The following is a 25,154-nucleotide window of genomic DNA, read 5'->3' on the forward strand; positions in this document are numbered from 1 at the left end:
TGTGTTGACGCGTGATTTTTTGCAGAAAGCAGACTGTAGAACGTCTTTTGGTAGTATCGAAGAAACCTTATTACTTACGCCACAGCAACGTGCGGACTCACTGGCAAAAACTTTGGAATGTCGGCCAAATAACAGCCCGATCTGGGTATTTGGCTATGGTTCACTGATGTGGAATCCGGTCTTTGATCCGGAAGAAGCCTGTCTGGCAACATTGCATGGCTGGCATCGTGCGTTTTGCTTACGTTTAACCGCCGGTCGCGGGACGCCAAATCAGCCGGGCAGAATGCTGGCATTACGACCCGGTGGGCAAACTACCGGTCTGGCGTTTCGTTTACCTGAATCTTCATTATGTGAAGATCTGGAATTGCTATGGAAACGCGAAATGCTGACGGGGTGTTACCGCCCGCTGTGGTGTGAACTGCACCAGCAAAATGGTGACACTGTCACTGCGTTGGTGTTTGTTTCCGAACCTGAACATCCGCTGATTGAAGCTGATACCTGTATTCAGAATATCGCGCCTTTGATTGCGCAAGCGAGCGGCCCTCTGGGGACTAATGCCCAATATTTGTTCGCGCTGGAGCAGGTGTTAGATAATCACGGTATGGCTGATGAAGGATTAAGCGCACTGGCTCAGGAAGTAAGGACGTTGCAGCAGAGGTTTGCGGCTAATAATGATGAAATTTGAGTGAGCGCCATTCAATAGCGCTCGCTCATATGGCGTGCTACCAGCCGACACCGACACCCATGGTATACAAGGTATCATCCACATCACCCTGATCGCTTTCGATACGGGTGCGCGATACTTTCATACTCATAGAAGACCAGTCGGTTAGCTTGAAGCGTAATCCGGCTTCCGCTTTCAAATATAACGGCGTAGTTGCATCGAAAGAACGACCCAGTTCACCGTTAGTGAAGGCTTCTACCGATTTACTGAACAAATAGCGGTTGTAAGCCCATTTCATCCCGCCGGAGTAGAAGTTGTCTTCTCCTTCATCGCGATACACAAACGTTTGGGAGTTGACCAGCGAGGTCAGAGAGAACGCGCCTAAATCGTTATCCCAGAATTGGTAACCAGGGCCGAGACCCACTGAGCGGTTGATTTTGATGCTTTCAATCCAGTCACGTTTGTATTGGTAGCGGCCTTGCCAGAACCAGTTCTCGTCGACGAATTTATCCAACGCATATTCACCTGCCGCGTTTTTGGTGCTTTCCACGTTGTCTTCTTTTGCCAGATGGTAATTCGCATCAACGTTGTGACGCCAGGTTCCGTGGCGTGCCTGAGTGCTCAGGCTGGCATCATAGTTATCAGTTTCGGTCGAGCTCTTTTTATGAGACATCCCTGCATCGATATTGCCTTTCCAGACAAAATCTGCCACCAACGGTTTTTGAGCCACGATGGATGTAATTTCAGAAAGAGGAAGTGTCTGCGGACCGTTTGCTTCATTCGTGATCGACGGTGTGGCGACGATAGCCCGGTTCTCACCCGCTTTCACCGCCGGGTAGAGAACGCCCTCATGGTAACGTTCGCCTTGAATGACCAAGCCGTGATCGGTTTCGAAGGTTTTTACTTTATCCCAGGAAACCGAGATCGTGCCGGCATAGTCAGTCGTGAGAAATAATTTCCCGCCATCAAGCAGGGTGATTTTACCGCTGAGCTGATCGCCATTAGTCAACCAGACGGTATCCGCGCGGCTTTCAGAAATGCCAGTGGATGCCAGTGCGATAACCAGACTCAGGGAAGATATTGCGTGTTTGGATAGTGTCATTTTGCCAGATAAACAGTGGTGACAAGTGTTGAACGACGTCATTGGAGACGTGCAGCCGATGAATAATGAACCGGTTTTAACCCCGGAACGGCAAACATTAACAGGAATTGGCGTGAGGCTCTAGCCTAAAACGAATATTGGTTAGAATGTAAATAGTTATAAAAGATGCGTTTGATGATTAACGGCTATAACGAGAGGTCTGTCACATTTTGATACAGATAGAACGCTCTGATATTGAGACGCCACCATCGCGGAAATGCCCCGAAACACTGAGTTTCTCAGCGCTTCGGGGACGTGCTTCAGGATGATGTCTGTGTTTGTGATGGCGATGTCCTGTGGGTCAGGAAACGTGACGTCAGGAATTGGCGAACACGCAAAACAATGCGCTCCTGGAATAAAACACACAGGGTGACAGTCGATATCAGGAAGATGATGTAGCCAGTCATAGAGAGCTGAACTTGCCCGGCCGCCGTAATGCATTGGTCCCAATCCGAGAAGCAAGCCATGGGATTACCTCGTACCAACTGTTCTAACGTGCGGAACAGGTTAAAGAGTGGGACGTGCAGGGCGAAAATAGATAGCGATGCCGCACCAAGACGAGGTGACCAGTGGCGTAACCATTCGCTGTTAGGTTCACGTGCCAGCGCACTGAGGCACACCAATCCAACCTGAGCGGGCAGCAGCAAACCATTGTGCAACAGGAAATACCAATAGGCTTCTCCTCTGGTGAATAACCAGGTTGCTACCAGGAAATTGGCTGCGATAAACAGTGCGAACGCATATCGTTGACCTTTGCTCAACGGTAGCACCTTTTTTTGGCGATACAGTCGGAACAGGGCGTAACCCAGAATGCCGGCTAAAAATTCGGGTAGGCGGAAAATAGGGCCGCGCTGTAAGAGACCGGTATACGGCATACCGTACTGTTGTTGCCAGATAACCCAAATCGGCGGCAGTAAATAAAGCAGGCAGATGATCCCCATCCATAACCAGGGATGTCGGCTATTCAGCAGCCGAGGAGCCAGTAGTGGGAATGTCAGATAGAAAAAGAACAGGGTAGAAAGCGACCATAGCGGCGCGTTAAACGTCAGGAAGTAGGGATTCCACGCCTGTAACATCAGCACTTGCAGGAGGCTGTTAAAGGCCAACTGCGCATTCGTCATGTAATGGCGTAGTGTTTCAGGATCGGCGGTAGGATCGTTGGTGTCATAAATCACGAAACGGGCGCTGGCAACCTGGCCTTCCGGTGGAACGGCCAGCCATTGCATTAATGTCACCACGGCAATCGATGAAATCAGGGCAATAATATGAATGGGGTAGAGATTAAAGAAGCGTTTGGCCCAGAACTGTCGAGCAGGCTCGCGTAAGCGGCCATCTTTGATGTAAACGTGTGCCAGTAAAAAACCCGACAATACAAAGAATGTGCTGGTAGCAAAGAATCCCATACTAGTGAGTTCGGCTAAAAATGGCACGCGCTCGCGCTGGGGATAAATATGTACGGTGTGATAAATCATCACGTAGCAGCCGAGCAAAAATCGCAACCACTCTAGTCCGATAAATCGCTCTTTACTGACTTTATTCATGTCGTTCCTCAACGCTAAGTCTGTTGAAACAGCGTAAACGTGCTGTAATAACGTAGTTTAGACGAGAGCCGCGTCACGTTAATTAAGAATATGGCTATAAATGGTCTGTTCGTTTAAATGCGGTTTACTTTGGTCGATGAGAATTTGTGCAAACGATCTAAATTCTTCATTTTTAGGCGGATCCTCGCCGGGGCGAGGATGACGAAGGGCGGGGTGGTGACTTAAAAAACTTTTTCCTGTAATACCCAGACGGCCGCTTCCACCCGGGATTTCAGTTTCATTTTTTTCAGCAGATGTTTTACATGAACCTTCACGGTACTTTCTGTGATCGTGAGCTTACGGGCGATCACTTTGTTGGAAAGTCCCTGTGCGAGTAATTTTAGAATATCGCGCTCGCGTGGCGTCAATTGCTGAATATCACGATCGCTGCTGTGTCGACTTTCTCGCAGGCTAGCGGCCAGAATGGGGGTGAGTGTCTCACTGAGTACCATTTTTCCCGATGCCGCCTGATGTAACGCGGTCAGTAAATCTTCCGGTTCCATGTCTTTCAATAAATAACCATCGGCACCGTTTTTCAGTGCGCTGACAACATCGTCTTCATGGTTAGATACGCTGAACACAACGATACGCCCTGATAGCGGTTTCTCACGTAAACGAGCCAGTGTTTCAAGACCATTCATTCCGGGCATGTTCAGGTCAAGCAGAATCAAGTCAGGATCAAGCTGCTCAGCCAGCTCCACTCCCTGTTCGCCATGGCTGGCCTCTCCCGCGACGCGCAATTCGGGATCCATACTAATAAGCTGTTTGACGCCATTGCGAAGCATCGGATGATCGTCAATCAGTAAAAGCGTCGCCGCATCTTCGTTAATCATGATTTTCTCCTGTTAATGATGGCCGTTGGTGGCGATCGGCGAGGAATTTGACATGGACTTCGGTTCCTCCCGATTCCCGGCGTTGTATGAGGCATTCACCGTGTAAACTCCGGGCACGGTCACGCATAATAATCAAACCATAGTGGTTGGCACGGCTGATATCATCCGTGATGCCGATACCGTTATCGCATACGCTCAGTTCAATATTCCCTTGATGTTGTCGTAGCGTGATATCAACCTGACTAGCCTGAGCATGCTTATAAATATTGCTCAACGCCTCGCGAATAATTTGCAGAATATGAATCCCCTGATGGGCTGAAACTGACTGAGGAGGCAAATGATAATGCAGCTCAATCGGGTAATTCAGCCGCTTACTAAACTCTTCTACCGTTGCTCTCAGTGCTGCTAACAGCCCGGACTCCGACAGCTGCAAACGAAATGTGGTTAGCAGTTCACGCAGTTGGCGATAGGCGGTGTTCAACTCTTCTCGCATCTCGCTGAGCCGCTGCTGAGCTTCGGAAGGCAAATCGCCCCCTTGCATTTGCAGACAACTGACCTGAATCTTCAAACAGGAAAGGGACTGTGCGATAGAGTCATGCAATTCACGCGCAATCGTGGCGCGTTCTTCCATTAACATCAGTTGTTGCTGATGGTTAGACTGCCGTTCCAGCGCCAGCGTGCTGGTTAATTGCTCCAGTAGTGTATTGAGTAATTGGTGTTGATCGCGGCTTAGTTCGCGTTGCTCTGGCAGGGTTGCCAATACCACACCGTATTGCCCATGTTTGTCATGCAGATCCCAACATAACGCTCGCCCGGATGGGGCCGCTGTGGCGTGTTGCATGCCACAGCTTTGGCAGTGACTATCAGGACAGTGATCCGGCTGCGATGAACTGTGATGGCTAAACTGATGAAATTGTTCGGTGTTATTGCCTTCATACAAGCGTAGCTGAATATTGCACAGCGGTGTCAATAACGTTAATTCATTCAGGATGGGCATCAGGCGACTGCATAGTGGTGCACTGGTATGCAACCGGCGACTGGCGCGGTAAAGAAAAGAAAGGAGATCGTTTTTCTGTTGTAGATCTGCTGTTTTATCCGCGACTCGTTGCTCAAGACCATGATACATGGCGGACAGTTCATCCGACATACTGTTCAACACTTTTGCCAGCGTACTCATTTCGTCATGGCCGTTGATAGCAACACGTTGGGTGAAATCGCCGTGTCCAATGGCCTGAGCCATCGAAACCAGACGTCGCCACGGTGTTAACAGACGACGACGTAAATAAAAGAACGTCGTGACCAGCAGGATAAACATGATGCCGATGAAGATGCGTTGCACCAATGTGACCATCATCAGGCGCTGTTCCGTTTTATGATCGATGGCGGAAACCAGATCGTCCAGTTGTTTCACAAAACGGGCAACATCGGCTGAGGCATCGGCAGAGTGTGTCGCCTGTCGCAGATGGGGTTGCAGGTTCTCCAGCCAGAAAACGCGTAGCGCCGTGAATTGCTCGCTGAGTCCTTCCCGACGAACTGCCTGCTGTAAATCGCTACTGATTTCGTCCTCTTCCAGCTCTTGCAAGTAAATTTCATTCTCGGCAGAGAGCGGCACCATCGATAGTAAACGGTAGCTCTGCATGCGTAGCGAACCGGCTTTGTTAATGGCGTGCGCGTTCCCTTGGATGCTCTGAGACATCCAACTGGAAACCGACATGCCTGCGATACCTAACACACCAAGTAGCAACATCAGCAACGCGATCTGGTTGACGAGAGATAATGGCAGCAGGAGACGTTTAAACATACCAACCTCAACTGGGGGAGTAGATATCCCTTATCGAAGGGGATAACGTTCATTCGTATTTTTCCCGATCGATAGCGATATCCCTATACCCATTAGTAAGTACCACTGAATATCCGTGCATTGGGTAGGGGTAGAACTGTGAATAAAAACACGGATATAACGGAATGAATTCACTGTATTTATTTTTTATTTTTTCTTACTCAATAAGGAGTGTAGTGCCTTTAGCCGCAATTTTTTACCTGTCAGCGTGTTGATTTACGTCAACTTTACCTGCGGTGTAATCCCTAATGTGGCGCCTTAGCCACACTGGCGTTTTTATTCATCGAGGTTTTTTATGACGCAGACTTCATCAACTGGAAAAATATCGCAGAGCACGCTGATAAGTGAGTGGAACCCTGAGGATCCCACGCTCTGGCAATCGGGCGGGCAACGGATAGCGCAGCGTAACCTTTGGATCTCTGTTCCCTGTCTGCTGTTGTCGTTTTGTGTCTGGATGATTTTCAGTACCGTCGCCGTTAACCTGAATAAGGTTGGTTTTAGTTTTACCACCGATCAATTGTTTTTGCTGACCGCGCTGCCTTCTGTTTCCGGTGCTTTATTGCGCGTGCCGTACTCATTTGTTATTCCTTTGGTTGGCGGCCGCCGTTGGACAACGATAAGTACCATTATTCTGGTTATTCCGTGTATTTGGCTCGGTTTTGCCGTACAGGATCCGCAAACGTCTTACAGCATTTTCGTGACGATTTCCCTGCTGTGTGGTTTTGCTGGCGCTAATTTTGCCTCCAGCATGGCGAATATCAGCTTCTTTTTCCCTAAATCGCGTCAGGGGAGCGCATTAGGTATTAATGGCGGATTGGGTAACCTCGGCGTGAGCGTCATGCAGTTGCTGGTGCCGGTGGTGATTTTTCTGCCGATGTTGGGCTTTTCTGGTAATGGCGTGGTTCAGCCAGACGGTCACCAGATTTGGCTACACCATGCCGCATGGATGTGGGTACCGTTTCTGATTATTGCTGCAACGGCTGCCTGGTTTGGTATGAACGATCTTTCAACGGCGAATGCATCGATACGCAAGCAATTGCCGGTGTTGAAGCAAATGCACCTGTGGGTACTCAGCTTTTTGTATCTGTCTACCTTCGGTTCATTCATCGGTTTCTCGGCGGGTTTTGCCATGCTGTCTAGAACACAGTTTCCCGATATCGTGATTCTGTACTACGCATTCTTCGGGCCGCTGTTAGGGGCTCTGGCGCGTCCGGTGGGCGGAATGCTGTCCGATCGCTTTGGCGGTGTGAAAGTTACGTTGATTAATTTCATCCTGATGGCGATTTTCTCGGTGTTGCTGTTCCTGTCTTTGCCGGGTGTAAATTCTCCGGGTTCATTCGGGATGTTCTTTGGCATCTTTATGATGTTGTTCCTGACGGCAGGGTTAGGCAGCGGTTCCACTTTCCAGATGATCGCGGTAATTTTCCGTAAATTAACGACGGATCGGGTGAAAGCGCAGGGTGGTAGCGATGCGGATGCGCAGAGCACTGCCGCCACGGATACTGCCGCCGCGTTGGGCTTTATTTCGGCCATTGGCGCGATCGGCGGCTTCTTCATCCCACAAGCCTTTGGGATGTCGCTGGAGTTAACGGGATCGCCAACGGGTGCAATGAAAGTGTTTGTGGTGTGTTATGTGGTGTGCGTTCTGGTGACGTGGCTGTTTTATGCCAGAAAGAAATCATAACGTCAGTATAAACAATGGCGCCGAGACTAACTCTCGGCGCAAACCCTCGTGCTGTGCTTCCGGGGATTACCTGGCAGTTTGCTTATGGCGCGAATAGGCTGCAAGCAGCGTCCGTTCGGAAAGATCAAGGTAGTCTGCCAGCGTCTGTGCCGCCAAGGTATTCTGCCCGCTATTCAGCAGCGCGAGTATGTTGGCATTCTTTTCAATGTAGGGCGCGTAAAGTAATTCAGGGTCATCTAAATGACCAAAAGCCAGACGAAGCTCCGCAGAGATATGACGATATAGTCGGGTCAGACGTTCACTATCAGCAAGCGACACGATAGCGGTATGAAATTTCATATTTGCGGTACCGACGCGGACCCAGTTCCCTTCTTTACTATACTGCCGCGCTTCCAACACGGCGGCTTCCATTTGTGTCGCGGCCGGATGGAGCGGATAGGCGTGCGTTAGCGCATCACATTCAATCAGTTTACGTATGCGATAAATATCAATGATGGCGGCGATATCAGGGATTGCGACATACACGCCACGATTGGGCTCATAACACAGCAACCCCTCTTGCGTCAGGATCCTAAAGACTTCACGCAGTGTATTGCGCGAAATGGATAGTAGCTCACTCAGTGAGGCCTCGGAAAGACGCATACCTGGAGCGAGTTCGCCAATGATAATTTTCTGGCGAATAATTTCGGCGGTTTTCTCACCCAGCATTTGTACGGGCGCGTCTTTCTTCATGAAGATCCAGTGAGTTACGGGAGGACGTATTGCGCAATCTTCACATATTCCCGTAGTAGCGGCAAGGTGGTGCCGCCACATACTGTGCCGGCGTTGCATCATCGCAGTGCCAACTCTCTCTGTTGGTGCGTCATTTCTGTGCATACTCTGCTCAGGGGCATACCTCGTTATCGGAGGTCATGAATCACATAACACGCTTTCTTGTGAGTGATGTCGCTTTTTTTGCCTTTTTTATCAACACTTATTTGAATATTGTTCAACAATTACCATTGCATTTATTAACAATAATAATTTTTGCACCAACAATGGTCTGCAAATTGCTTAACAGAAGGTGAAGGTAACTATCTACTAACGGGAGTGAGTCACATGGCTGCACAAGAGACGGGAAATAATACATTTGCCCAAAATCGACGTTCGTCGCTGATTGCCGCAATCTTCCTGATGGCGACATCAGCAATAGGGCCCGGTTTTATTACACAGACCGCGACATTTACCGCCATGATGGGAGCCGCATTTGCTTTCGGTATTCTGGCGTCGATTGTGATCGATTATGTTGTGCAGCAGAACGTGTGGCGTATTGTCACCACGACGCGTATGCGCGCTTCGGATGTCGCGAATGCGGCATTACCGGGTAGTGGCTATGTATTGGCAGTGCTCGTTATTTTGGGCGGTTTGGTATTTAACATCGGGAATATTGCCGGAGCCGGGTTAGGGCTGAATGCCATGTTGGGGCTATCACCCAAATGGGGTGGGCTGATCAGTGCGGCGCTGGCTATTTACATTTTCTCTTCACGCCGAGCCAGCACGGCGATTGACCGTATCATTGTGGCCTTGGGGCTGTTAATGATTGCGCTGACGCTCTATGTGGCGATGATGTCGAACCCGCCAGTAGGTGAAGCGTTACGTCAGAGTGTTATGCCTGATTCGATTAATTTTGCCACCATTACGACCATCGTCGGTGGCACGGTGGGGGGATATATCACCTATGCTGGCGCGCACCGTCTGCTGGATAAAGGTATGGGAGGCGTAGAGAACATCAAAGCGGTTTCTGCGGCCGCCACAAAAGGGATTTTGGTAGTCGGGCTTATGCGCTACATCCTGTTTCTTGCGATATTGGGTGTGGTGGCGAGTGGTGTGACGCTGGATATCTCCAGCCAGGTGGCGAACCCTGCTTCTCAGGCTTTCCAACATGCGACGGGAATCATCGGGGTAAAAATCTTTGGCCTGATTTTTTGGGCGGCGGCACTAACGAGCGTGATTGGTGCGGCCTATACCTCTGTTTCATTCCTGACTGTCTTTAAAAAGTCGATGACTGAACGTCAGCGCAATATGTCTACCGTCGTGTTCATCGTGGTTTCTCTGTTGGTGTACCTCTCATTAGGCACGGCTCCGGCTGCTTTACTGGTCTTTGTGGGGGGCGTTAATGGACTGATTCTGCCTGTTGGCTTGTCGATATTTGTCTATGTGGGATGGAAGCGTGCCGACTTGATGGAGGGGTATGACTACCCGCGCTGGTTGTTGTGGCTGGGGCTGATTACCTGTGCGCTGACATGGTACATGGGCGCGATGTCTGTTAGCGCAATTTTTAATTTCCTGAAAATGGGTTAAGGAAAGCGATATGCCAAAACAAATTGATTTAAATAGTGATTTGGGCGAAAGCTTCGGGCAATGGAAGATGGGGGATGACATCGCGATCCTTGAACTGGTGAGTAGTGCCAACATCGCCTGCGGTTTTCATGCCGGCTCGCCCGCTGGCTTGCGTGAAACATTGCGTGCCGCTCACCAACGTGGGGTTAGCGTTGGCGCCCATGTGGGTTATCCCGATCTGGTTGGCTTTGGCCGACGTGCGATGGATATTGCCAGCGATGAATTGACAGCCGATGTAATTTATCAGTTGGGCGCGTTGCAAGGATTGGCTCAATCAGTGGGAACGACGGTGCGTTACGTCAAGCCTCATGGCGCGTTATACAATACCATTGCCTATGATGAGCGTCAGGCGTTAGCTGTTATTGACGCGATGCTTGCCTACGATCCGCAATTGCCATTAGTCGGTCTGGCCGGTTCACCCATTCTCCAATTAGCGCAGCAGAAAGGCCTAAAAACAGTCGCCGAAGCGTTCGCCGACCGTGCCTATCATTCTGATGGCCGTCTGGTTTCACGCCGAGAAAAGGGCGCGGTTCTGCATGATCCAGAACAGGTCGCACAGCGGATGTTGCAAATGGTGACGGACGGTGGCGTCACGTCGATTGAGGGGGACTTCACGCCGGTTCAGGCAGATTCCATTTGCGTGCATGGGGATAGCCCCGGTGCCATAGCGATGGCGGCTCAGGTGCGTGTGCTGTTGGAAGCGAATGGCATCACCATTCGTTCTTTCCTGAATGCATAAGGAGCAAAAATGAGCGCATTGATGAAAGCCACTCAACACGCGATTGATAGTGCCAGAGCGGCCAGATTGGCCATTCGCCAGGGATATGACAAACCGACTGCGGGCATGGCGCCGGGGATGACCCAGGCCAATATGATCGCACTTCCGCGTGACTGGGCTTTTGACTTTTTACTCTATGCCCAACGTAACCCACAAAGTTGCCCAATATTGGACGTGGTAGAAGAAGGGGGCTTTCACACTATGCTGGCGGAAGGTGCGGATTTGCGTACTGACATTCCGCGTTACCGGGTATGGGAACAGGGCAAGCTGGTGGATGAAATCACCGATGCATCGGCGTTGTGGCCGCAACACCCCGACTTAGTCACGTTCCTGATTGGCTGTAGCTTCACATTTGAAACGCCACTGTCTGCGGCTGGCATTGACATCCGACACATTAGTGCCGGTTGCAACGTACCGATGTATAAAACTAATCGATTGTGCCGCCCGGCGGGACGCTTGCAGGGGGAACTCGTGGTCTCTATGCGCCCAATCCCTGCCGATCGCGTGGCCGATGCCGTGATGATCACGGGGCGTTTCCCCGCAGTACATGGTGCGCCGGTTCATATTGGCGAGCCTTCGTTGCTGGGTATTAACGACATTATGCAGCCAGATTTTGGCGATGCTGTGCGCATTGAACCGGGAGAAATCCCCGTGTTCTGGGCGTGTGGCGTGACGCCGCAGGCGGCGGTCATGAAGTCCGGTGTGCCTTTTGCTCTCAGCCACGCGCCGGGACACATGTTTATCACGGACGTGCCAGACGCGGCCTGGCAGCGCTAAGGGAGAGAATGGTGCGCTTTTTACCGGTCAACTTGAGCAGTTTCCTTGTCGAGTTAGCGGATCTGAATGAGACGCTAGCGCTTTTTGACTCCTTATCTGAACAGCCGCTTTATGGTATCGAAGAGGTGATCCCGGCTGCCAGAACGTTGCTTATCCGGTTTCAACCTGTCGCCGTTTCGGCAACCGTCTTGGCGGGGCAGATTAGCCAGCGTGAGCGAGTGCGTGTGCCGTCAGCAAGTCCACAGCAGGTCACGGTGCCGGTGTATTACAACGGAGAAGATCTGAACGATGTCGCCGAGCACCTTGGCATTCGCGTCTCGGATGTGATTGCACGCCATACCGATGCTCTCTGGAGTGTGGCTTTCACCGGCTTTGCGCCCGGCTTTGCTTATATGGTTTCTCATGATTCATCGTGGCAGGTGCCACGCCGCCGCACGCCACGTACCCGTATTCCGGCTGGTTCCGTGGCCCTGGCGGGCGAATTCAGTGGTATTTACCCTCAGGCCAGCCCCGGAGGTTGGCAACTTATCGGCCATACACCGCTGAAAATGTGGGATTTACATCGGCAGCAGCCAGCGCTTTTACTGCCGGGGACTCAAGTCCGGTTTGTGGATGCGACCAGCGAGACCGCCGTGATCAGTCTCCCCCCCGTGACCTCGGTGTCGGAGGAGCACACCGACGTTACGCCAACCAACCTAACCGTGCTCTCCAGTGGGCTACAAGCCTTGTATCAGGATTTAGGAAGGCCAGGGCAGGCAGCAATGGGCGTTGGTGAGTCTGGGGCGATGGACAAGGCGGCGCTGCGTAATGCGAACCGCATTGTGGGGAATCCAGTCACGCATACGTGCCTTGAAATCGTGCAAGGTGGGTTCCGCGCACGGGTACAGGGTGAATTGTTACTCTGTGTGACGGGCGCGCCTTGCGAGATCACGCTAAAGACAGCCTCTGGTGACACGGTGACGATGGCATGCTATCAGCCCCTTGACCTGTGTGATGGGGATGAAATCTTCCTGCGGGGAGCGGCAACGGGACTGCGTAGCTACGTTGCGGTGCGTGGCGGGTTTCTGGTTGATGCCGTCTTGGGGAGCTGTGCTTTTGACAGTTTGGCGCAGGTTGGCCCCTTACCGTTGAAAACCGGAGATGTGCTGAACATCGGGGGGACAGAAGGTTGTACGGCGGTGCAGTGTGAGGTATTACCGCCCGTATCGCTGCCTATGTCAGGTGACATTGTCACTTTGGATGTCGTCTTTGGCCCAAGAACCGACTGGTTTACCGCTGAGGCTATCGCACTGTTGACGTCACAAGACTGGTTGGTTACGTCGCAATCTAACCGTATTGGTCTGCGCTTATCGGGAGGCCAAACGTTAACGCGTAGCCAGCATCAGGAATTGCCCAGTGAAGGAACATGCTGTGGGGCAATTCAAGTGCCTGCTAGCGGTCAACCTGTACTGTTCCTGAACGACCACCCGCTCACGGGGGGCTATCCGGTGATTGCCGCTGTTGCTGAGTATCATCTTGATCTAGCGGGACAAATCCCTCCGGGTGCCCTTATCCGGTTTAATGCCGTTCGCCCGTTTCATGACATTAATGAGAGTGAAATCTTTGATGAACACCGTTTCTAATTATCACGGTCAGCCGCAAAAAGTCCTGATTGCTAATCGGGGTGAAATTGCGGTGCGTATTATTCGTGCCTGTCGGGATTATGGTGCACAAGCCGTTGCCGTTTATGCCGATCCTGATGTCGATGCCTTACATGTGCGCTTGGCAGATGAAGCATGGGCGTTGCCGGGCGTGCGTTCAACGGATACGTATTTGAATATTCCGTTATTGATTGATATCGCACGCCGTTCGGGCGCGACGATGGTCCATCCGGGGTATGGCTTTTTATCCGAGCGAGCCGAATTCGCCCGTGCGGTACAAGAGGCGGGGCTGATTTGGGTCGGTCCACAACCGGAAACGATCGAGCAACTTGGCGATAAGGTTCAGGCGCGCAAAATCGCGCAGGTTGTGGGCGCCCCTTTAGTCAAGGGGACGACAGAACCGGTGCGCGACGCGCAGGAAGTGCTGGATTTTGCTCAGGAACATGGCTTACCCATCGCGATAAAAGCCGCATTTGGCGGTGGCGGTCGTGGGCTGAAAGTCGCGTGGCGACTGGATGAAGTGGCAGAACTTTATCATTCCGCTGTGCGGGAAGCGGAAGCGGCATTTGGGCGTGGCGAATGTTTTGTTGAGCAGTTTCTGGATAAACCTCGCCATATTGAAGCGCAGGTCATCGCGGATAAACAGGGCCATGTTGTGGTGTTGGGAACACGGGATTGCTCCTTACAACGTCGCAATCAGAAACTGGTAGAAGAAGCGCCAGCCCCGTTTATTACCACAGCGCAACGGCAACGAATTCATCAGGCTGCGCAGGCTATTTGCGCACATGCGGGCTATGAAGGCGCGGGAACCGTTGAGTTTTTACTGAGTGGCGATGGCACGCTGTCCTTTCTGGAAGTGAATACTCGATTGCAGGTGGAACACCCGGTCACGGAAGAGACCACCGGTATCGATATCGTCGTGGAACAATTGCGCATTGCGGAAGGCTTACCGCTTAGTATTCGTGAAACACCGGAACCATGCGGTCACGCATTTGAATTCCGTATTAATGCGGAAGATGCGGCAAAAGGCTTCTTACCGACGCCGGGTACACTTTCTCACTTTAGCGCTCCCAGCGGACCGGGCGTTCGTCTTGATAGCGGCGTTGATGCAGGCTCGACCATCCCCGGTAGCTATGACTCATTGATGGCGAAGTTGATCGTGACAGGAAGTACGCGTGACCAAGCGATACAGCGGGCACGACGTGCGCTGCGTGAGTTCGATATTCAGGGGATCGCATCCGTGTTGCCATTTCACCGTGCCGTCATGGAAGACGCTGATTTTACAGAAACGTTTCGAGTTCATACCCGCTGGATTGAAACCGAATTTTCCGGCGACATTCATGCGCAGGCTCGTTGTATCGCAACGCCAGACAAGACGATGACGCGTACTTTCATTGAGATTGATGGCCGCCGGCATCAATTGGCGTTTCCTCTGCATCTACTGGGGGGACTGACTGCACATGCGACGACGTTTTCCGCCGAAGTGCCAATAGATAACTCGGTGGATCCTTCGCAATTGCCAACATCGATTGCCGGTACCCTGCACAGTTGGCTGGTTGAAGACGGTGAATCGGTCGAAAAAGGTGATGTTGTCGCGATCATGGAGGCGATGAAAATGGAAGTGCAGATCCAGGCACACCGGGCGGGTACGCTACACCACAGTGTTGAACAAGGTGCTTATCTTGCTGCGGAAGCAGTCTTGGCAACTATTCGTTAATTCACGGTGTATTATTTTGTGATTGCAGACGTATGGTGTTGCGTTTGCAATCGTCACTCCTCTCTTTCTTCTACCTCTATATTCTACAAACCGTAGGCCTACTACCTCCAAATAGTCACTAGGGTAAATCACTTATTCCGTATGGTTTTTGTGTCCGGTTTTTATTTTTACTTTTCATTGTGTTAAGTGAAATAATCGGTCTAGTACTTTGGGGGTAATTGAGGTAAGCCCCTGCATTCTGTCTGGAAATTCTCTTGATCGTTATCAAATTTGACGAGGGGTTTGCTGGATACCCTAGCGCCAATTTGAGCGATGTGTCGTCAGCAAAAACAGATGTCTGCTACGAGCATTTCATAACGACAGGGGCCAGCAGGCTTCGCAGCAGGAGAGTCCGGATGAGCAAATTCCTTGACCGGTTACGTTACTTCAAACAACTGGCTGAACCGTTTTCCGATGGTCATGGCCAGACCCTCAATACCAATCGTGACTGGGAAGACGGTTATCGCAGCCGTTGGCAGCATGACAAAATCGTACGCTCTACTCACGGGGTAAACTGCACCGGTTCATGTAGCTGGAAGATTTATGTGAAAAACGGTCTGGTGACGTGGGAAACGCAGCAGACTGACTACCCGCGCACCCGTCCGGACCTGCCTAACCATGAACCGCGTGGCTGCCCGCGCGGTGCCAGCTATTCCTGGTATCTTTACAGCGCCAACCGCCTGAAATATCCAATGATGCGCAAGCGCCTGCTGAAACTGTGGCGTGAAGCGAAACTGACGCACAGCGATCCGGTTGATGCCTGGGCGTCCATCGTCAATGACCCCGAAAAAACTAAATACTACAAACAAATTCGTGGCCGTGGTGGTTTCGTTCGTTCTGACTGGAACGAAGTTAACGAGCTGATCGCTGCCTCTAACGTTTACACCGCCAAAACCTATGGCCCAGACCGCGTGATCGGTTTCTCACCGATTCCTGCGATGTCGATGGTGTCCTACGCGGCCGGTGCACGTTACCTTTCTCTGCTCGGCGGCGTGTGCCTGAGCTTCTACGACTGGTACTGTGACTTGCCACCCGCGTCACCCATGACCTGGGGCGAGCAGACTGACGTACCGGAATCGGCAGACTGGTATAACTCCTCTTACATCATTGCCTGGGGTTCTAACGTTCCGCAAACCCGTACGCCAGATGCCCACTTCTTTACGGAAGTCCGCTACAAAGGCACTAAAACCGTGGCGGTCACGCCGGACTATGCAGAAATCGCCAAGCTGTGCGACCACTGGCTAAACCCGAAACAGGGTACCGACAGCGCGATGGCGCTGGCAATGGGCCACGTTATTCTGAAAGAGTTCCACCTCGACAAACCGAGTCAATATTTCAGCGAGTACGTTCGTCAGTACACGGATTTACCGATGCTGGTGCTGCTGGAGCCACGTGAAGAGGGGTATTACGCAGCGGGTCGACAGCTGCGCGCCTCCGATCTGGTGGACAACCTCGGTCAGGACAATAACCCGCAGTGGAAAACCATCGCGATTGACGATGAAAGCGGTAACCTGACGGCTCCGCAAGGGTCGATTGGCTACCGTTGGGGCGATCAGGGTAAATGGAATCTGGAACAGCGCGACGGTCTGAGCGGCGAAGAGGTTAAACTGCGCTTGAGCCTGCTGGGTTCGCACGACGATGTGGTGGATGTCGGCTTCCCGTATTTTGGCGGCGCGGTCAGCGAACATTTCAACAACGTTGAGCTGCAAGACATCCTGCTACACAAACTGCCGGTTAAGCGTTTAACGTTGGCTGACGGCAGTGAAGCGCTGGTCGCCTGCGTGTATGACCTGACGATGGCGAACTACGGCTTGGATCGCGGTCTGGGCGACGACAACTGCGCCCGTGATTATGACGATGTGAAAGCGTATAGCCCGGCCTGGGCCGAGGAGATTACCGGCGTTTCTCGTCAGAACATCATCCGTATTGCGCGTGAATTCGCGGACAACGCCGATAAAACGCACGGTCGTTCGATGGTCATCGTGGGGGCGGGGATCAACCACTGGTACCACATGGACATGAACTACCGCGGCATAATTAATATGCTGATTTTCTGCGGTTGTGTCGGTCAGAGCGGCGGCGGTTGGGCGCACTACGTCGGACAGGAGAAACTGCGCCCGCAAACCGGCTGGATGCCGCTGGCGTTCGGGCTGGACTGGCAGCGTCCGCCGCGCCACATGAACAGTACCTCGTTCTTCTATAACCATTCCAGCCAGTGGCGTTATGAGACCGTCGCCCCGCAGGAATTGCTGTCACCGCTGGCTGACAAATCCCGCTTTAGCGGCAGCATGATTGACTTCAACGTGCGTGCCGAACGTATGGGCTGGCTGCCGTCTGCACCGCAGTTGAACGTTAACCCGCTGGATATTGCAGAAAAAGCGCGTGCCGCTGGTGTTACGCCGCAGGAATATACCGTTGCCGCGCTGAAATCCGGTGAAATCAGATTTGCCGCCGAACAGCCGGACAGCGCACAAAACTACCCACGTAACCTGTTTATTTGGCGCTCTAACTTGCTGGGTTCCTCGGGTAAAGGCCACGAATATATGCTGAAGTACCTACTGGGTACGGAGCACGGTATTCAAGGGCAAGATCTGGGCACTGCGGGCAGTGTGAAGCCGGAAGAAGTGGAATGGCGCGATCAAGGCGTGGAAGGCAAACTGGATTTAGTGGTGACGCTGGATTTCCGTATGTCCAGCACCTGCCTGTACTCCGACATCGTGCTGCCGACGGCAACCTGGTACGAAAAAGACGATATGAATACCTCGGATATGCATCCGTTTATTCACCCGCTGTCTGCGGCTGTCGATCCCGCATGGGATTCCAAAAGCGACTGGGAAATCTACAAAGGCATCGCGAAAGCCTTCTCCCGCGTTTGTCAGGGACACTTAGGTCAGGAAACGGATCTGGTTACCTTGCCGATTCAACACGATTCCCCGGCAGAAATGGCGCAGCCGTTCGGTGTGGAGGACTGGAAGAAAGGCGAGTGTGATCTGATTCCAGGCAAAACAGCACCGAACCTGATGGTGGTGGAACGTGATTATCCGAATCTGTACGAACGCTTCACCTCACTTGGGCCGTTGATGGACAAGTTAGGCAACGGCGGTAAAGGCATCGGCTGGAACACGCAGACCGAAGTTGATTTCCTGAAAAAGCTGAACTACACCAAGGCTGACGGTGCGGCGGCGGGTCGTCCGAAGATTGAAACGGCGATCGATGCGGCAGAAGTGATCCTGTCTCTGGCGCCGGAAACCAACGGTCAGGTGGCGGTGAAAGCGTGGGAAGCGCTGAGCAAATTCACGGGACGTGATCACACGCATCTGGCACTGAATAAAGAAGACGAAAAAATTCGCTTCCGCGATATTCAGGCACAGCCGCGCAAGATTATCTCCAGCCCGACCTGGTCTGGCTTGGAAGACGAACACGTTTCCTATAACGCCTGTTATACCAACGTTCATGAGCTGATTCCGTGGCGTACGCTGTCCGGTCGCCAACAGCTGTATCAAGACCATGAGTGGATGCGTGCCTTCGGTGAAAGCCTGTTGGTCTACCGTCCGCCAGTTGATACCCGTGCGGCTGAGCCGGTGATGAATAAGAAGCCTAACGGCAACCCGGAAAAACCGCTGAACTTCCTGACGCCGCACCAGAAATGGGGCATTCACTCCACGTACAGCGACAACCTGTTGATGCTGACGCTGGGTCGCGGTGGCCCGATTATCTGGCTGAGTGAAGACGATGCCAGCGAATTGGGGATTGCGGATAACGACTGGGTCGAGGCGTTTAACGCCAACGGTGCGTTGACGGCGCGTGCGGTGGTCAGCCAGCGTGTACCGTCGGGCATGACCATGATGTACCACGCACAGGAACGCATTATTAACCTGCCGGGATCAGAAATCACCCAGCAGCGTGGCGGTATCCACAACTCAGTGACCCGTATCACGCCGAAACCGACCCATATGATCGGCGGCTATGCCCAACTGGCTTATGGCTTTAACTACTACGGCACCGTCGGCTCAAACCGCGATGAGTTCGTCGTGGTTCGTAAAATGAAACGCATCGATTGGCTGGATGATGAAGGCCAGGATTATGCACAGAAAGCGGTACAGCAGGAGAAAGCCTGATGAAAATTCGTTCACAAGTGGGCATGGTGCTGAATCTGGACAAATGCATCGGCTGTCACACCTGCTCCGTTAGCTGTAAAAACGTCTGGACCAGCCGTGAAGGGATGGAATACGCCTGGTTTAACAACGTCGAAACCAAACCGGGCGTGGGTTATCCCCATGCCTGGGAAGATCAGGAAAAATGGAAGGGCGGCTGGATCCGTAAAATCAGCGGCAAGCTCGAACCGCGTATGGGTAACCGCGTCAGCGTGTTGTCCAAAATCTTCGCTAACCCGGATGTGCCGGAAATCGACGACTACTATGAGCCGTTCGACTACGACTATCAGAACCTGCGTAAAGCGCCGGAAGGCAAGCATCAGCCTGTCGCCCGTCCGCGCTCGCTGATTACCGGTCAGCGGATGAAGAAAATCGAGAACGGCCCGAACTGGGAAGACGATCTGGGTGGTGAATTCAGCGTGCGCGCCAAAGATAAAAACTTTGAGCATATGCAGAAAGAGATGTACGGCCAGTTCGAAAACACGTTCATGATGTATCTGCCACGCCTGTGCGAACACTGCCTGAATCCAGCGTGTGTGGCGACCTGTCCGAGCGGCGCGATCTACAAACGTGGTGAAGACGGCATCGTCCTGATCGATCAGGACAAGTGTCGCGGCTGGCGTATGTGCCTGACCGGTTGCCCGTACAAAAAAATCTACTTCAACTGGAAGAGCGGAAAATCAGAGAAATGTATTTTCTGCTATCCGCGCATCGAAAGTGGTCAGCCGACGCTCTGTTCAGAAACCTGCGTCGGACGTATCCGCTATCTGGGTGTGCTGCTCTACGATGCTGACCGTATCGAACAAGCGGCCTCTGTCGAAAACGAGAAAGATCTCTACCAGAGCCAGTTGGATGTGTTCCTTGACCCGCACGATCCCAAAGTCATTGAGCAAGCACGGAAAGATGGCATTCCAAACAGCGTGATTGAAGCGGCACAGCAGTCGCCGGTTTACAAAATGGCGATGGACTGGAAGCTGGCGCTGCCACTGCACCCAGAATACCGCACGTTGCCGATGGTTTGGTATGTGCCGCCGTTGTCACCGATTCAGTCTGCGGCGGATGCAGGACAATTGGCACACACTGGCGTATTGCCTGACGTCGAAAGCCTGCGTATCCCTGTGCAATATCTGGCAAACCTGCTGACCGCTGGGGATACCGAGCCAGTATTGCTGGCGCTGAAACGTATGCTGGCGATGCGTCACTACAAACGTGCAGAAACCGTAGAAGGCAAAATTGATACCAGCGCGCTGGAGCAGGTTGGGCTGACTGAAGCGCAGGCGCAGGAAATGTACCGCTATCTGGCGATTGCTAACTACGAAGATCGTTTCGTGATCCCGTCAAGTCATCGTGAACTGGCGCGTGAAGCTTTCCCGGAAAGCAAAGGTTGCGGCTTCAGCTTTGGCGATGGTTGCCACGGTAGCGATACCAAATTCAACCTGTTTAACAGCAAGCGTATTGATGCCATTGATGTCAGCAACAAAACGCGCGACATGAACAGCAAAATCATGCGGGAGACGAATCATGATTAGCCTGCGGATTATTGCCAGACTGCTGGACTATCCCGATAGCGAGCTGTGGGAAAACAAGGCGGAATTGATCGAAGCGGTAGAGCAGGCTGATGCTTTACCGCTGCGTGAGAGCCATCAGCTCATGCAGTTCATCAACACGCTGTGCGCGCAGGATCTGTTGGACAAACAGGCGGAGTATAGCGGCCTGTTTGACCGCGGTCGGGCGACCTCGCTGCTGCTGTTCGAACATGTTCACGGTGAGTCTCGCGATCGTGGTCAGGCAATGGTCGATCTCATGCAGCAGTATCAGGACGCCGGGCTGGCGTTGGATTGCCGTGAGTTGCCGGATTATCTGCCGCTGTACCTTGAGTACCTTTCTCGTCTGGAGCCTGCGCAGAGTTGCGCGGGTTTACTCGATATCGCGCCGATTCTGGCATTGATTGGCGCGCGTTTGCAGCAGCGTGACAGCAGCTATGCCGTGCTGTTTGATCTGCTGTTATCGCTGTCCGGTAGTGACCTGAAAAGTGACGATGTCACACACAAGGTGGTTGACGAAGCGCGTGACGACACACCCCAAGCGCTGGATGCCGTGTGGGAAGAGGAACAGGTTAAGTTCCTCGGCGAAGAAGGCTGCGCATCGGCCCAGCAGACGCAACACCAACGCCGCTTTGCGGGTGCGGTGGTGCCGCAATATCTGAATCTTGACGCGACATCGGCGGGAGGGCAACGCTAATGAGTGCAATCACCAATTATTTTAATGTGTTCTTTTTTGATATCTATCCCTACCTGGCGATGGCGATTTTTCTGATTGGTAGCTGGCTGCGCTATGACTACGGCCAGTACAGCTGGCGCGCAGGTTCGAGCCAAATGCTGGATAAAAAAGGGATGCGTCTGGCGTCTAACCTGTTCCATCTGGGGATTCTGGGTGTATTTGCCGGGCACTTCCTCGGTATGCTGACGCCGCACTGGATGTACGAAGCCTTCCTGCCAATGGATGTAAAACAGAAAATGGCGATGTTCGGCGGCGGTGCGGCTGGCCTGTTGACGTTTGTTGGTGGTGCGCTGCTGTTAAAACGCCGTCTGACTAATCCACGTATTCGCGCCACGTCCAGCGTTGGCGACATTCTCATTCTGTCTTTGCTAGTGATTCAGGCTGGTTTGGGTGTACTGACCATCCCGTTCTCTGCACAGCATATGGACGGCAGTGAAATGCTGAAGCTGGTCGGTTGGGCACAGAGTGTGGCGTACTTCCAGGGTGGTGCGTCTGCACATCTGGCGGGTGTTGCGCTGATCTTCAAACTACATATCGTGCTGGGTTTGACGCTGTTCGTCCTGTTCCCGTTCTGCCGTCTGGTTCACATTTGGAGCGCACCGGTCGAGTATCTAACGCGTCGTTACCAGCTTGTGCGTAACCGTCGCTAAGTCTGTAAACATGATCGAAAATGGCGGCGTTGTGAGATGCCGCTGTTTCCTCCACCAATCGATAATGATCACTCTCGCCATCGTTAATAACTCAGGCCGGTTGTTGCTTCATGTCATAAATCCCCGATAACTATTACGATATATTCGCTGTGATAATTTTATGAGGGAAACTCGATGTTTAAGCCAAATAGTTTGATTCTTTATGTTGATGATGTTGCGTTAAGCACAGATTTCTATGCAAAAATATTGCATTCGGCACCCATAGAGCAATTTGAGGAGTTTACTGTTTTCCCGCTCGGCGAAGACTTTATTTTAGGGTTGCAAGCTAAAGATGGCATAGATCCTAAACCGCAGCCCCATTTCGGCGGTTTTGAGATTTGTCTGGCTGATGTGACACCGGAAGAAGTGGATAGGCTTTATTCGGAATGGAAGGCATTAGGACTGACGTTTGTTCTCGAACCGACTCATTTGGCGTTCGGTTATACTTTTGTTGCGCTTGATCCTGATGGTCATCGTTTGCGAGTGTGTGCGACGGATACAAGCAATATCCAGTAATTTGTGTATACCTCTGTCATCTCCCTACGGTTTATCAATCTTTGTCTATACTCGTCATACTTTATACTTGAATGTGTATTGTGTTTGTCGGCCTAAATGTGTGTCGGCATTGTGTAAAACGACAAAGTGAGGTGGTTATGGGGATTTTATCCTGGATTATTTTTGGCTTAATTGCGGGGATTCTGGCTAAGTGGATTATGCCCGGTAAAGACGGCGGCGGCTTTATCATGACGGTGTTGCTTGGTATTGTCGGTGCAGTCGTGGGTGGTTATATCAGCGTTTTCTTTGGATTCGGCCGGGTCGATGGCTTTAACTTCGGCAGTTTTGTGGTAGCGATTGTTGGTGCGATTGTCGTGCTGTGGGTGTACCGCAAGATTCGAGATTAGAACTACAGGCTTGCATCTTCATTCCCGCTTCGGCGGGAATGTTATTTCTAGTGAAAATAGGTTGAGAAATAGGGAGAAAGCGTCAGAACAATCAGCACGATCCCGCCGCCAATATTGATACTTTTTTTCAACGCAATAGGGTTGATTCTACCTGATGAACGGATAAGTAACTGTGCTGAAAATAGCAGCCAAGCCGACATCATAACAATGTGCAGGGTCGCGAGTGTTAGGTAGGATACAAGCGATACTGATGAGGTGCCGTTGGCACCCACAAATAGTGGTACGATAGTGACATATAGCAAAATCGCTTTAATATTCAAAACATTTGCCAAATAGGCCTCTTTGATACCCACTCTGCTGCTGTTGCAGGAGATTGTGCCTTTCTCCCGTAATCCACTTTCTATCAAACGAAACGCTAAGTAGAGCAGATAACCCGTACCAACAGCGGTAATGGTATGCATAAGCGTAGGATAAAGGAATAACAACCCTGTGAGGCCAATGCTTGCCAGTAAACTATGCGTATAAATACCCAGCGCAGTACCGATAACAATGCGTGATACAGCGTACATTCCCCCGTTGGTTACGTTGTTCATTGCCAGCGTAAAACTTGCTCCAGGAGATAACGTTATCGGGGTTAACGCGATGATAAAGCCCAGTAGATCCATGATATTGAGAGTTCAGCCCAGTGTCTCTTAGCGAGACTATACAATAGTGTGGGCTGGAAATCAGTGAAACGGGCGCATATTGCGCCCGGTGAATGAACCAGAAAGCTGCGAATACGAAAGGCGTTAATGCGTAATGATGCTGTCTAGTGCGCGCAGGTGCTCCGGTTGCCACGACAGGTTGACCTCGGTGCCGACTTTCCAATGTGGCTGAATCTCGCTGGCGGGGAGTTTCACCATAAACTGTGGCTGACCGGCCACTTCTGTCATCATTCGCACGTGGTCACCCAGATAAATGAATTGCTGAATACGCGCTTTGACCTGCTGTGTCTGATGATCAAGGTGTTCAGCATTAATCCGAATACGTTCCGGGCGAATACACAACGTAATTTTTTTACCTGGAGAGCTTGGTCTGACCTTCAATGCTCGCAATGAGGTGCCGTCATCCAGCGTTGCGCGATAGAAATTGCCGTCCGCGCCTGCCTGTGTGGCGAGCAGCGTATTATTTTCCCCAATGAACTGTGCCACGAACGCATTTTCCGGTTTCTCATAAATTTCACTGGGGCTGGCCATTTGTTGGATCACGCCATCGTTGAAAACGGCGACCCGGTTAGACATGGTCATGGCTTCACTCTGATCGTGTGTCACATAAACGACGGTTAATCCCAATGCATCGTGCAATGCTTTGATTTCTAACTGCATATGCTCACGCAGTTGTTTATCTAACGCGCCTAGCGGTTCGTCCATCAATACCAGTTTGGGTTCGAAGACCAATGCCCGTGCCAGCGCGACGCGTTGTTGTTGGCCACCCGACATCTGGGCCGGATAGCGATCGGCTAAGCTAGTCAATTTGACGCGCTGGAGTACGTTATCGACTTTTTCCTTTATATCGGTGCGGTTCATCCGGCGGATGGACAATGGGAAAGCCAGATTTTCTGCCACCGTCATGTGTGGGAATAAAGCATAATTTTGGAATACCATACCGATGCCGCGCTGATGGGGCGGTAAGTGATGCAGCGGCGTATCACGCAGTAAAATTTCACCCTGAGTGGGCGTTTCAAATCCGGCTAGCATCATCAGGCTGGTCGTTTTCCCTGAACCGGATGGACCGAGTAGGGTTAGAAACTCGCCTTCATGGATATCCAGATTCAGGTTTTTAACGACCAGACGATCGCCATCATACGTTTTCTGGATGTTCTTGAAGCTGACATAATTTCTCATAGTGCCATTCTCTCGCGGTGACGGTGTCTTACCGCATGACTATGCATAAAGCATGCCGTTTTTTGTCAATATGAGCATGGCGTGTACATCAATGGTTGAGAATGGCGTGATGAGGCGGCGATATTGCTCCGTTATGGTGAGGCGTATGGGGAAACGCACCGTTAAGGTGCGCGA

At 51.8% G+C, this 25,154-nt stretch carries 20 protein-coding genes; 13 read left to right on the forward strand and 7 right to left on the reverse strand.

Going from position 1 to position 25,154, the window contains the following annotated elements:
• Position 1: 1 nt before the first annotated feature.
• Entirely contained in the window at positions 2 to 685 is a 684-nt protein-coding gene (locus tag ACKPVM_RS08945; protein ID WP_409308835.1) for a gamma-glutamylcyclotransferase, read from the forward strand.
• A gap of 37 nt (positions 686 to 722) precedes the next feature.
• Here ACKPVM_RS08945 and ACKPVM_RS08950 read toward each other — a convergent pair whose 3' ends face one another.
• The 4 genes from ACKPVM_RS08950 to narX form a co-directional block, all read right to left on the reverse strand.
• A complete protein-coding gene (locus ACKPVM_RS08950; protein ID WP_409308693.1) occupies positions 723 to 1,766 on the reverse strand; it encodes a DUF481 domain-containing protein in 1,044 nt (347 codons plus the stop codon).
• Between the two features lie 299 nt (positions 1,767 to 2,065).
• Entirely contained in the window at positions 2,066 to 3,346 is a 1,281-nt protein-coding gene (locus tag ACKPVM_RS08955) for an acyltransferase family protein (protein ID WP_409308694.1), read from the reverse strand.
• A gap of 221 nt (positions 3,347 to 3,567) precedes the next feature.
• The gene (gene narL / locus ACKPVM_RS08960; RefSeq protein ID WP_409308695.1) at positions 3,568 to 4,218 is read right to left on the reverse strand and encodes a two-component system response regulator NarL; all 651 of its coding nucleotides are present in this window, start codon (positions 4,216 to 4,218) and stop codon (positions 3,568 to 3,570) included.
• Positions 4,211 to 6,019 carry a nitrate/nitrite two-component system sensor histidine kinase NarX gene (gene narX / locus ACKPVM_RS08965; protein ID WP_409308696.1) on the reverse strand — a complete coding sequence of 603 codons (1,809 nt, stop codon included), beginning with the start codon at positions 6,017 to 6,019 and terminating at the stop codon, positions 4,211 to 4,213. The genes narL and narX overlap by 8 nt, the downstream gene beginning before the upstream one ends.
• Before the next feature lie 334 nt (positions 6,020 to 6,353).
• On the opposite strand from narX, the gene ACKPVM_RS08970 reads away from it, so the two are divergent.
• Positions 6,354 to 7,742: a NarK family nitrate/nitrite MFS transporter gene (locus tag ACKPVM_RS08970; protein WP_409308697.1), complete on the forward strand. Its 1,389-nt coding sequence runs from the start codon at positions 6,354 to 6,356 to the stop codon at positions 7,740 to 7,742.
• 66 nt (positions 7,743 to 7,808) lie between these two features.
• On the opposite strand, the gene ACKPVM_RS08975 is transcribed toward ACKPVM_RS08970, so the two are convergent.
• Positions 7,809 to 8,474, reverse strand: coding sequence for a GntR family transcriptional regulator (locus tag ACKPVM_RS08975; protein WP_409308698.1), 666 nt, complete (start codon positions 8,472 to 8,474; stop codon positions 7,809 to 7,811).
• 366 nt (positions 8,475 to 8,840) lie between these two features.
• Between ACKPVM_RS08975 and ACKPVM_RS08980 the strand changes: the two genes are divergently transcribed.
• From ACKPVM_RS08980 to ACKPVM_RS09030, 11 genes are all read left to right on the forward strand, one after another.
• Positions 8,841 to 10,082, forward strand: a complete 1,242-nt coding sequence (locus ACKPVM_RS08980; protein ID WP_409308699.1) for an NRAMP family divalent metal transporter — start codon at positions 8,841 to 8,843, stop codon at positions 10,080 to 10,082.
• A 10-nt stretch (positions 10,083 to 10,092) separates the two neighbouring features.
• Positions 10,093 to 10,860, forward strand: coding sequence for a LamB/YcsF family protein (locus tag ACKPVM_RS08985; protein WP_409308700.1), 768 nt, complete (start codon positions 10,093 to 10,095; stop codon positions 10,858 to 10,860).
• A 9-nt stretch (positions 10,861 to 10,869) separates the two neighbouring features.
• Positions 10,870 to 11,676 carry a putative hydro-lyase gene (locus ACKPVM_RS08990; RefSeq protein ID WP_409308701.1) on the forward strand — a complete coding sequence of 269 codons (807 nt, stop codon included), beginning with the start codon at positions 10,870 to 10,872 and terminating at the stop codon, positions 11,674 to 11,676.
• 11 nt (positions 11,677 to 11,687) lie between these two features.
• Positions 11,688 to 13,298 (forward strand): 5-oxoprolinase subunit B/C family protein, encoded by a 1,611-nt coding sequence (locus ACKPVM_RS08995; protein WP_409308836.1) that lies wholly within the window; start codon positions 11,688 to 11,690, stop codon positions 13,296 to 13,298.
• Positions 13,282 to 15,033: an acetyl/propionyl/methylcrotonyl-CoA carboxylase subunit alpha gene (locus ACKPVM_RS09000; protein ID WP_409308702.1), complete on the forward strand. Its 1,752-nt coding sequence runs from the start codon at positions 13,282 to 13,284 to the stop codon at positions 15,031 to 15,033. Before ACKPVM_RS08995 ends, ACKPVM_RS09000 begins: the two co-directional genes overlap by 17 nt.
• 395 nt (positions 15,034 to 15,428) lie before the next feature.
• The gene (locus ACKPVM_RS09005; RefSeq protein WP_409308703.1) at positions 15,429 to 19,190 is read left to right on the forward strand and encodes a nitrate reductase subunit alpha; all 3,762 of its coding nucleotides are present in this window, start codon (positions 15,429 to 15,431) and stop codon (positions 19,188 to 19,190) included.
• Positions 19,190 to 20,755, forward strand: a complete 1,566-nt coding sequence (gene narH, locus ACKPVM_RS09010; protein WP_409308704.1) for a nitrate reductase subunit beta — start codon at positions 19,190 to 19,192, stop codon at positions 20,753 to 20,755. The genes ACKPVM_RS09005 and narH overlap by 1 nt, the downstream gene beginning before the upstream one ends.
• Positions 20,748 to 21,467, forward strand: a complete 720-nt coding sequence (gene narJ, locus ACKPVM_RS09015; protein ID WP_409308705.1) for a nitrate reductase molybdenum cofactor assembly chaperone — start codon at positions 20,748 to 20,750, stop codon at positions 21,465 to 21,467. The genes narH and narJ overlap by 8 nt, the downstream gene beginning before the upstream one ends.
• The gene (narI, locus tag ACKPVM_RS09020; RefSeq protein WP_409308706.1) at positions 21,467 to 22,156 is read left to right on the forward strand and encodes a respiratory nitrate reductase subunit gamma; all 690 of its coding nucleotides are present in this window, start codon (positions 21,467 to 21,469) and stop codon (positions 22,154 to 22,156) included. Before narJ ends, narI begins: the two co-directional genes overlap by 1 nt.
• A 174-nt stretch (positions 22,157 to 22,330) precedes the next feature.
• Positions 22,331 to 22,711: a VOC family protein gene (locus tag ACKPVM_RS09025; protein WP_409308707.1), complete on the forward strand. Its 381-nt coding sequence runs from the start codon at positions 22,331 to 22,333 to the stop codon at positions 22,709 to 22,711.
• Positions 22,712 to 22,848: 137 nt separating this feature from the next.
• Positions 22,849 to 23,097 (forward strand): GlsB/YeaQ/YmgE family stress response membrane protein, encoded by a 249-nt coding sequence (locus ACKPVM_RS09030; protein ID WP_409308708.1) that lies wholly within the window; start codon positions 22,849 to 22,851, stop codon positions 23,095 to 23,097.
• Between the two features lie 47 nt (positions 23,098 to 23,144).
• Here the strand turns inward: ACKPVM_RS09030 and ACKPVM_RS09035 are convergent, their stop codons facing one another.
• Together ACKPVM_RS09035 and ACKPVM_RS09040 are read right to left on the reverse strand one after the other, a co-directional pair.
• Positions 23,145 to 23,762, reverse strand: coding sequence for a LysE family translocator (locus ACKPVM_RS09035; protein WP_409308709.1), 618 nt, complete (start codon positions 23,760 to 23,762; stop codon positions 23,145 to 23,147).
• Between the two features lie 123 nt (positions 23,763 to 23,885).
• A complete protein-coding gene (locus ACKPVM_RS09040; protein WP_409308710.1) occupies positions 23,886 to 24,980 on the reverse strand; it encodes an ABC transporter ATP-binding protein in 1,095 nt (364 codons plus the stop codon).
• Positions 24,981 to 25,154 lie beyond the last annotated feature (174 nt).

This window comes from Pectobacterium hainanensis, assembly GCF_046237015.1.
Lineage (GTDB): Bacteria > Pseudomonadota > Gammaproteobacteria > Enterobacterales > Enterobacteriaceae > JBJYIN01.

Excerpts from the sequence above, each read along its gene's own strand:
- ACKPVM_RS08975 (WP_409308698.1), bottom strand. The coding sequence starts at position 8,474 with ATGAAGAAAGACGCGCCCGTACAAATGCTGGGTGAGAAAACCGCCGAA.
- ACKPVM_RS09005 (WP_409308703.1), top strand. The coding sequence starts at position 15,429 with ATGAGCAAATTCCTTGACCGGTTACGTTACTTCAAACAACTGGCTGAA.
- ACKPVM_RS09025 (WP_409308707.1), top strand. The coding sequence starts at position 22,331 with ATGTTTAAGCCAAATAGTTTGATTCTTTATGTTGATGATGTTGCGTTA.
- ACKPVM_RS08980 (WP_409308699.1), top strand. The coding sequence starts at position 8,841 with ATGGCTGCACAAGAGACGGGAAATAATACATTTGCCCAAAATCGACGT.
- ACKPVM_RS08985 (WP_409308700.1), top strand. The coding sequence starts at position 10,093 with ATGCCAAAACAAATTGATTTAAATAGTGATTTGGGCGAAAGCTTCGGG.
- ACKPVM_RS08990 (WP_409308701.1), top strand. The coding sequence starts at position 10,870 with ATGAGCGCATTGATGAAAGCCACTCAACACGCGATTGATAGTGCCAGA.
- narX (WP_409308696.1), bottom strand. The coding sequence starts at position 6,019 with ATGTTTAAACGTCTCCTGCTGCCATTATCTCTCGTCAACCAGATCGCG.
- narH (WP_409308704.1), top strand. The coding sequence starts at position 19,190 with ATGAAAATTCGTTCACAAGTGGGCATGGTGCTGAATCTGGACAAATGC.
- ACKPVM_RS09030 (WP_409308708.1), top strand. The coding sequence starts at position 22,849 with ATGGGGATTTTATCCTGGATTATTTTTGGCTTAATTGCGGGGATTCTG.
- narI (WP_409308706.1), top strand. The coding sequence starts at position 21,467 with ATGAGTGCAATCACCAATTATTTTAATGTGTTCTTTTTTGATATCTAT.
- ACKPVM_RS09040 (WP_409308710.1), bottom strand. The coding sequence starts at position 24,980 with ATGAGAAATTATGTCAGCTTCAAGAACATCCAGAAAACGTATGATGGC.
- ACKPVM_RS08970 (WP_409308697.1), top strand. The coding sequence starts at position 6,354 with ATGACGCAGACTTCATCAACTGGAAAAATATCGCAGAGCACGCTGATA.
- ACKPVM_RS09000 (WP_409308702.1), top strand. The coding sequence starts at position 13,282 with ATGAACACCGTTTCTAATTATCACGGTCAGCCGCAAAAAGTCCTGATT.
- ACKPVM_RS08950 (WP_409308693.1), bottom strand. The coding sequence starts at position 1,766 with ATGACACTATCCAAACACGCAATATCTTCCCTGAGTCTGGTTATCGCA.
- ACKPVM_RS08955 (WP_409308694.1), bottom strand. The coding sequence starts at position 3,346 with ATGAATAAAGTCAGTAAAGAGCGATTTATCGGACTAGAGTGGTTGCGA.
- narJ (WP_409308705.1), top strand. The coding sequence starts at position 20,748 with ATGATTAGCCTGCGGATTATTGCCAGACTGCTGGACTATCCCGATAGC.
- ACKPVM_RS09035 (WP_409308709.1), bottom strand. The coding sequence starts at position 23,762 with ATGGATCTACTGGGCTTTATCATCGCGTTAACCCCGATAACGTTATCT.
- narL (WP_409308695.1), bottom strand. The coding sequence starts at position 4,218 with ATGATTAACGAAGATGCGGCGACGCTTTTACTGATTGACGATCATCCG.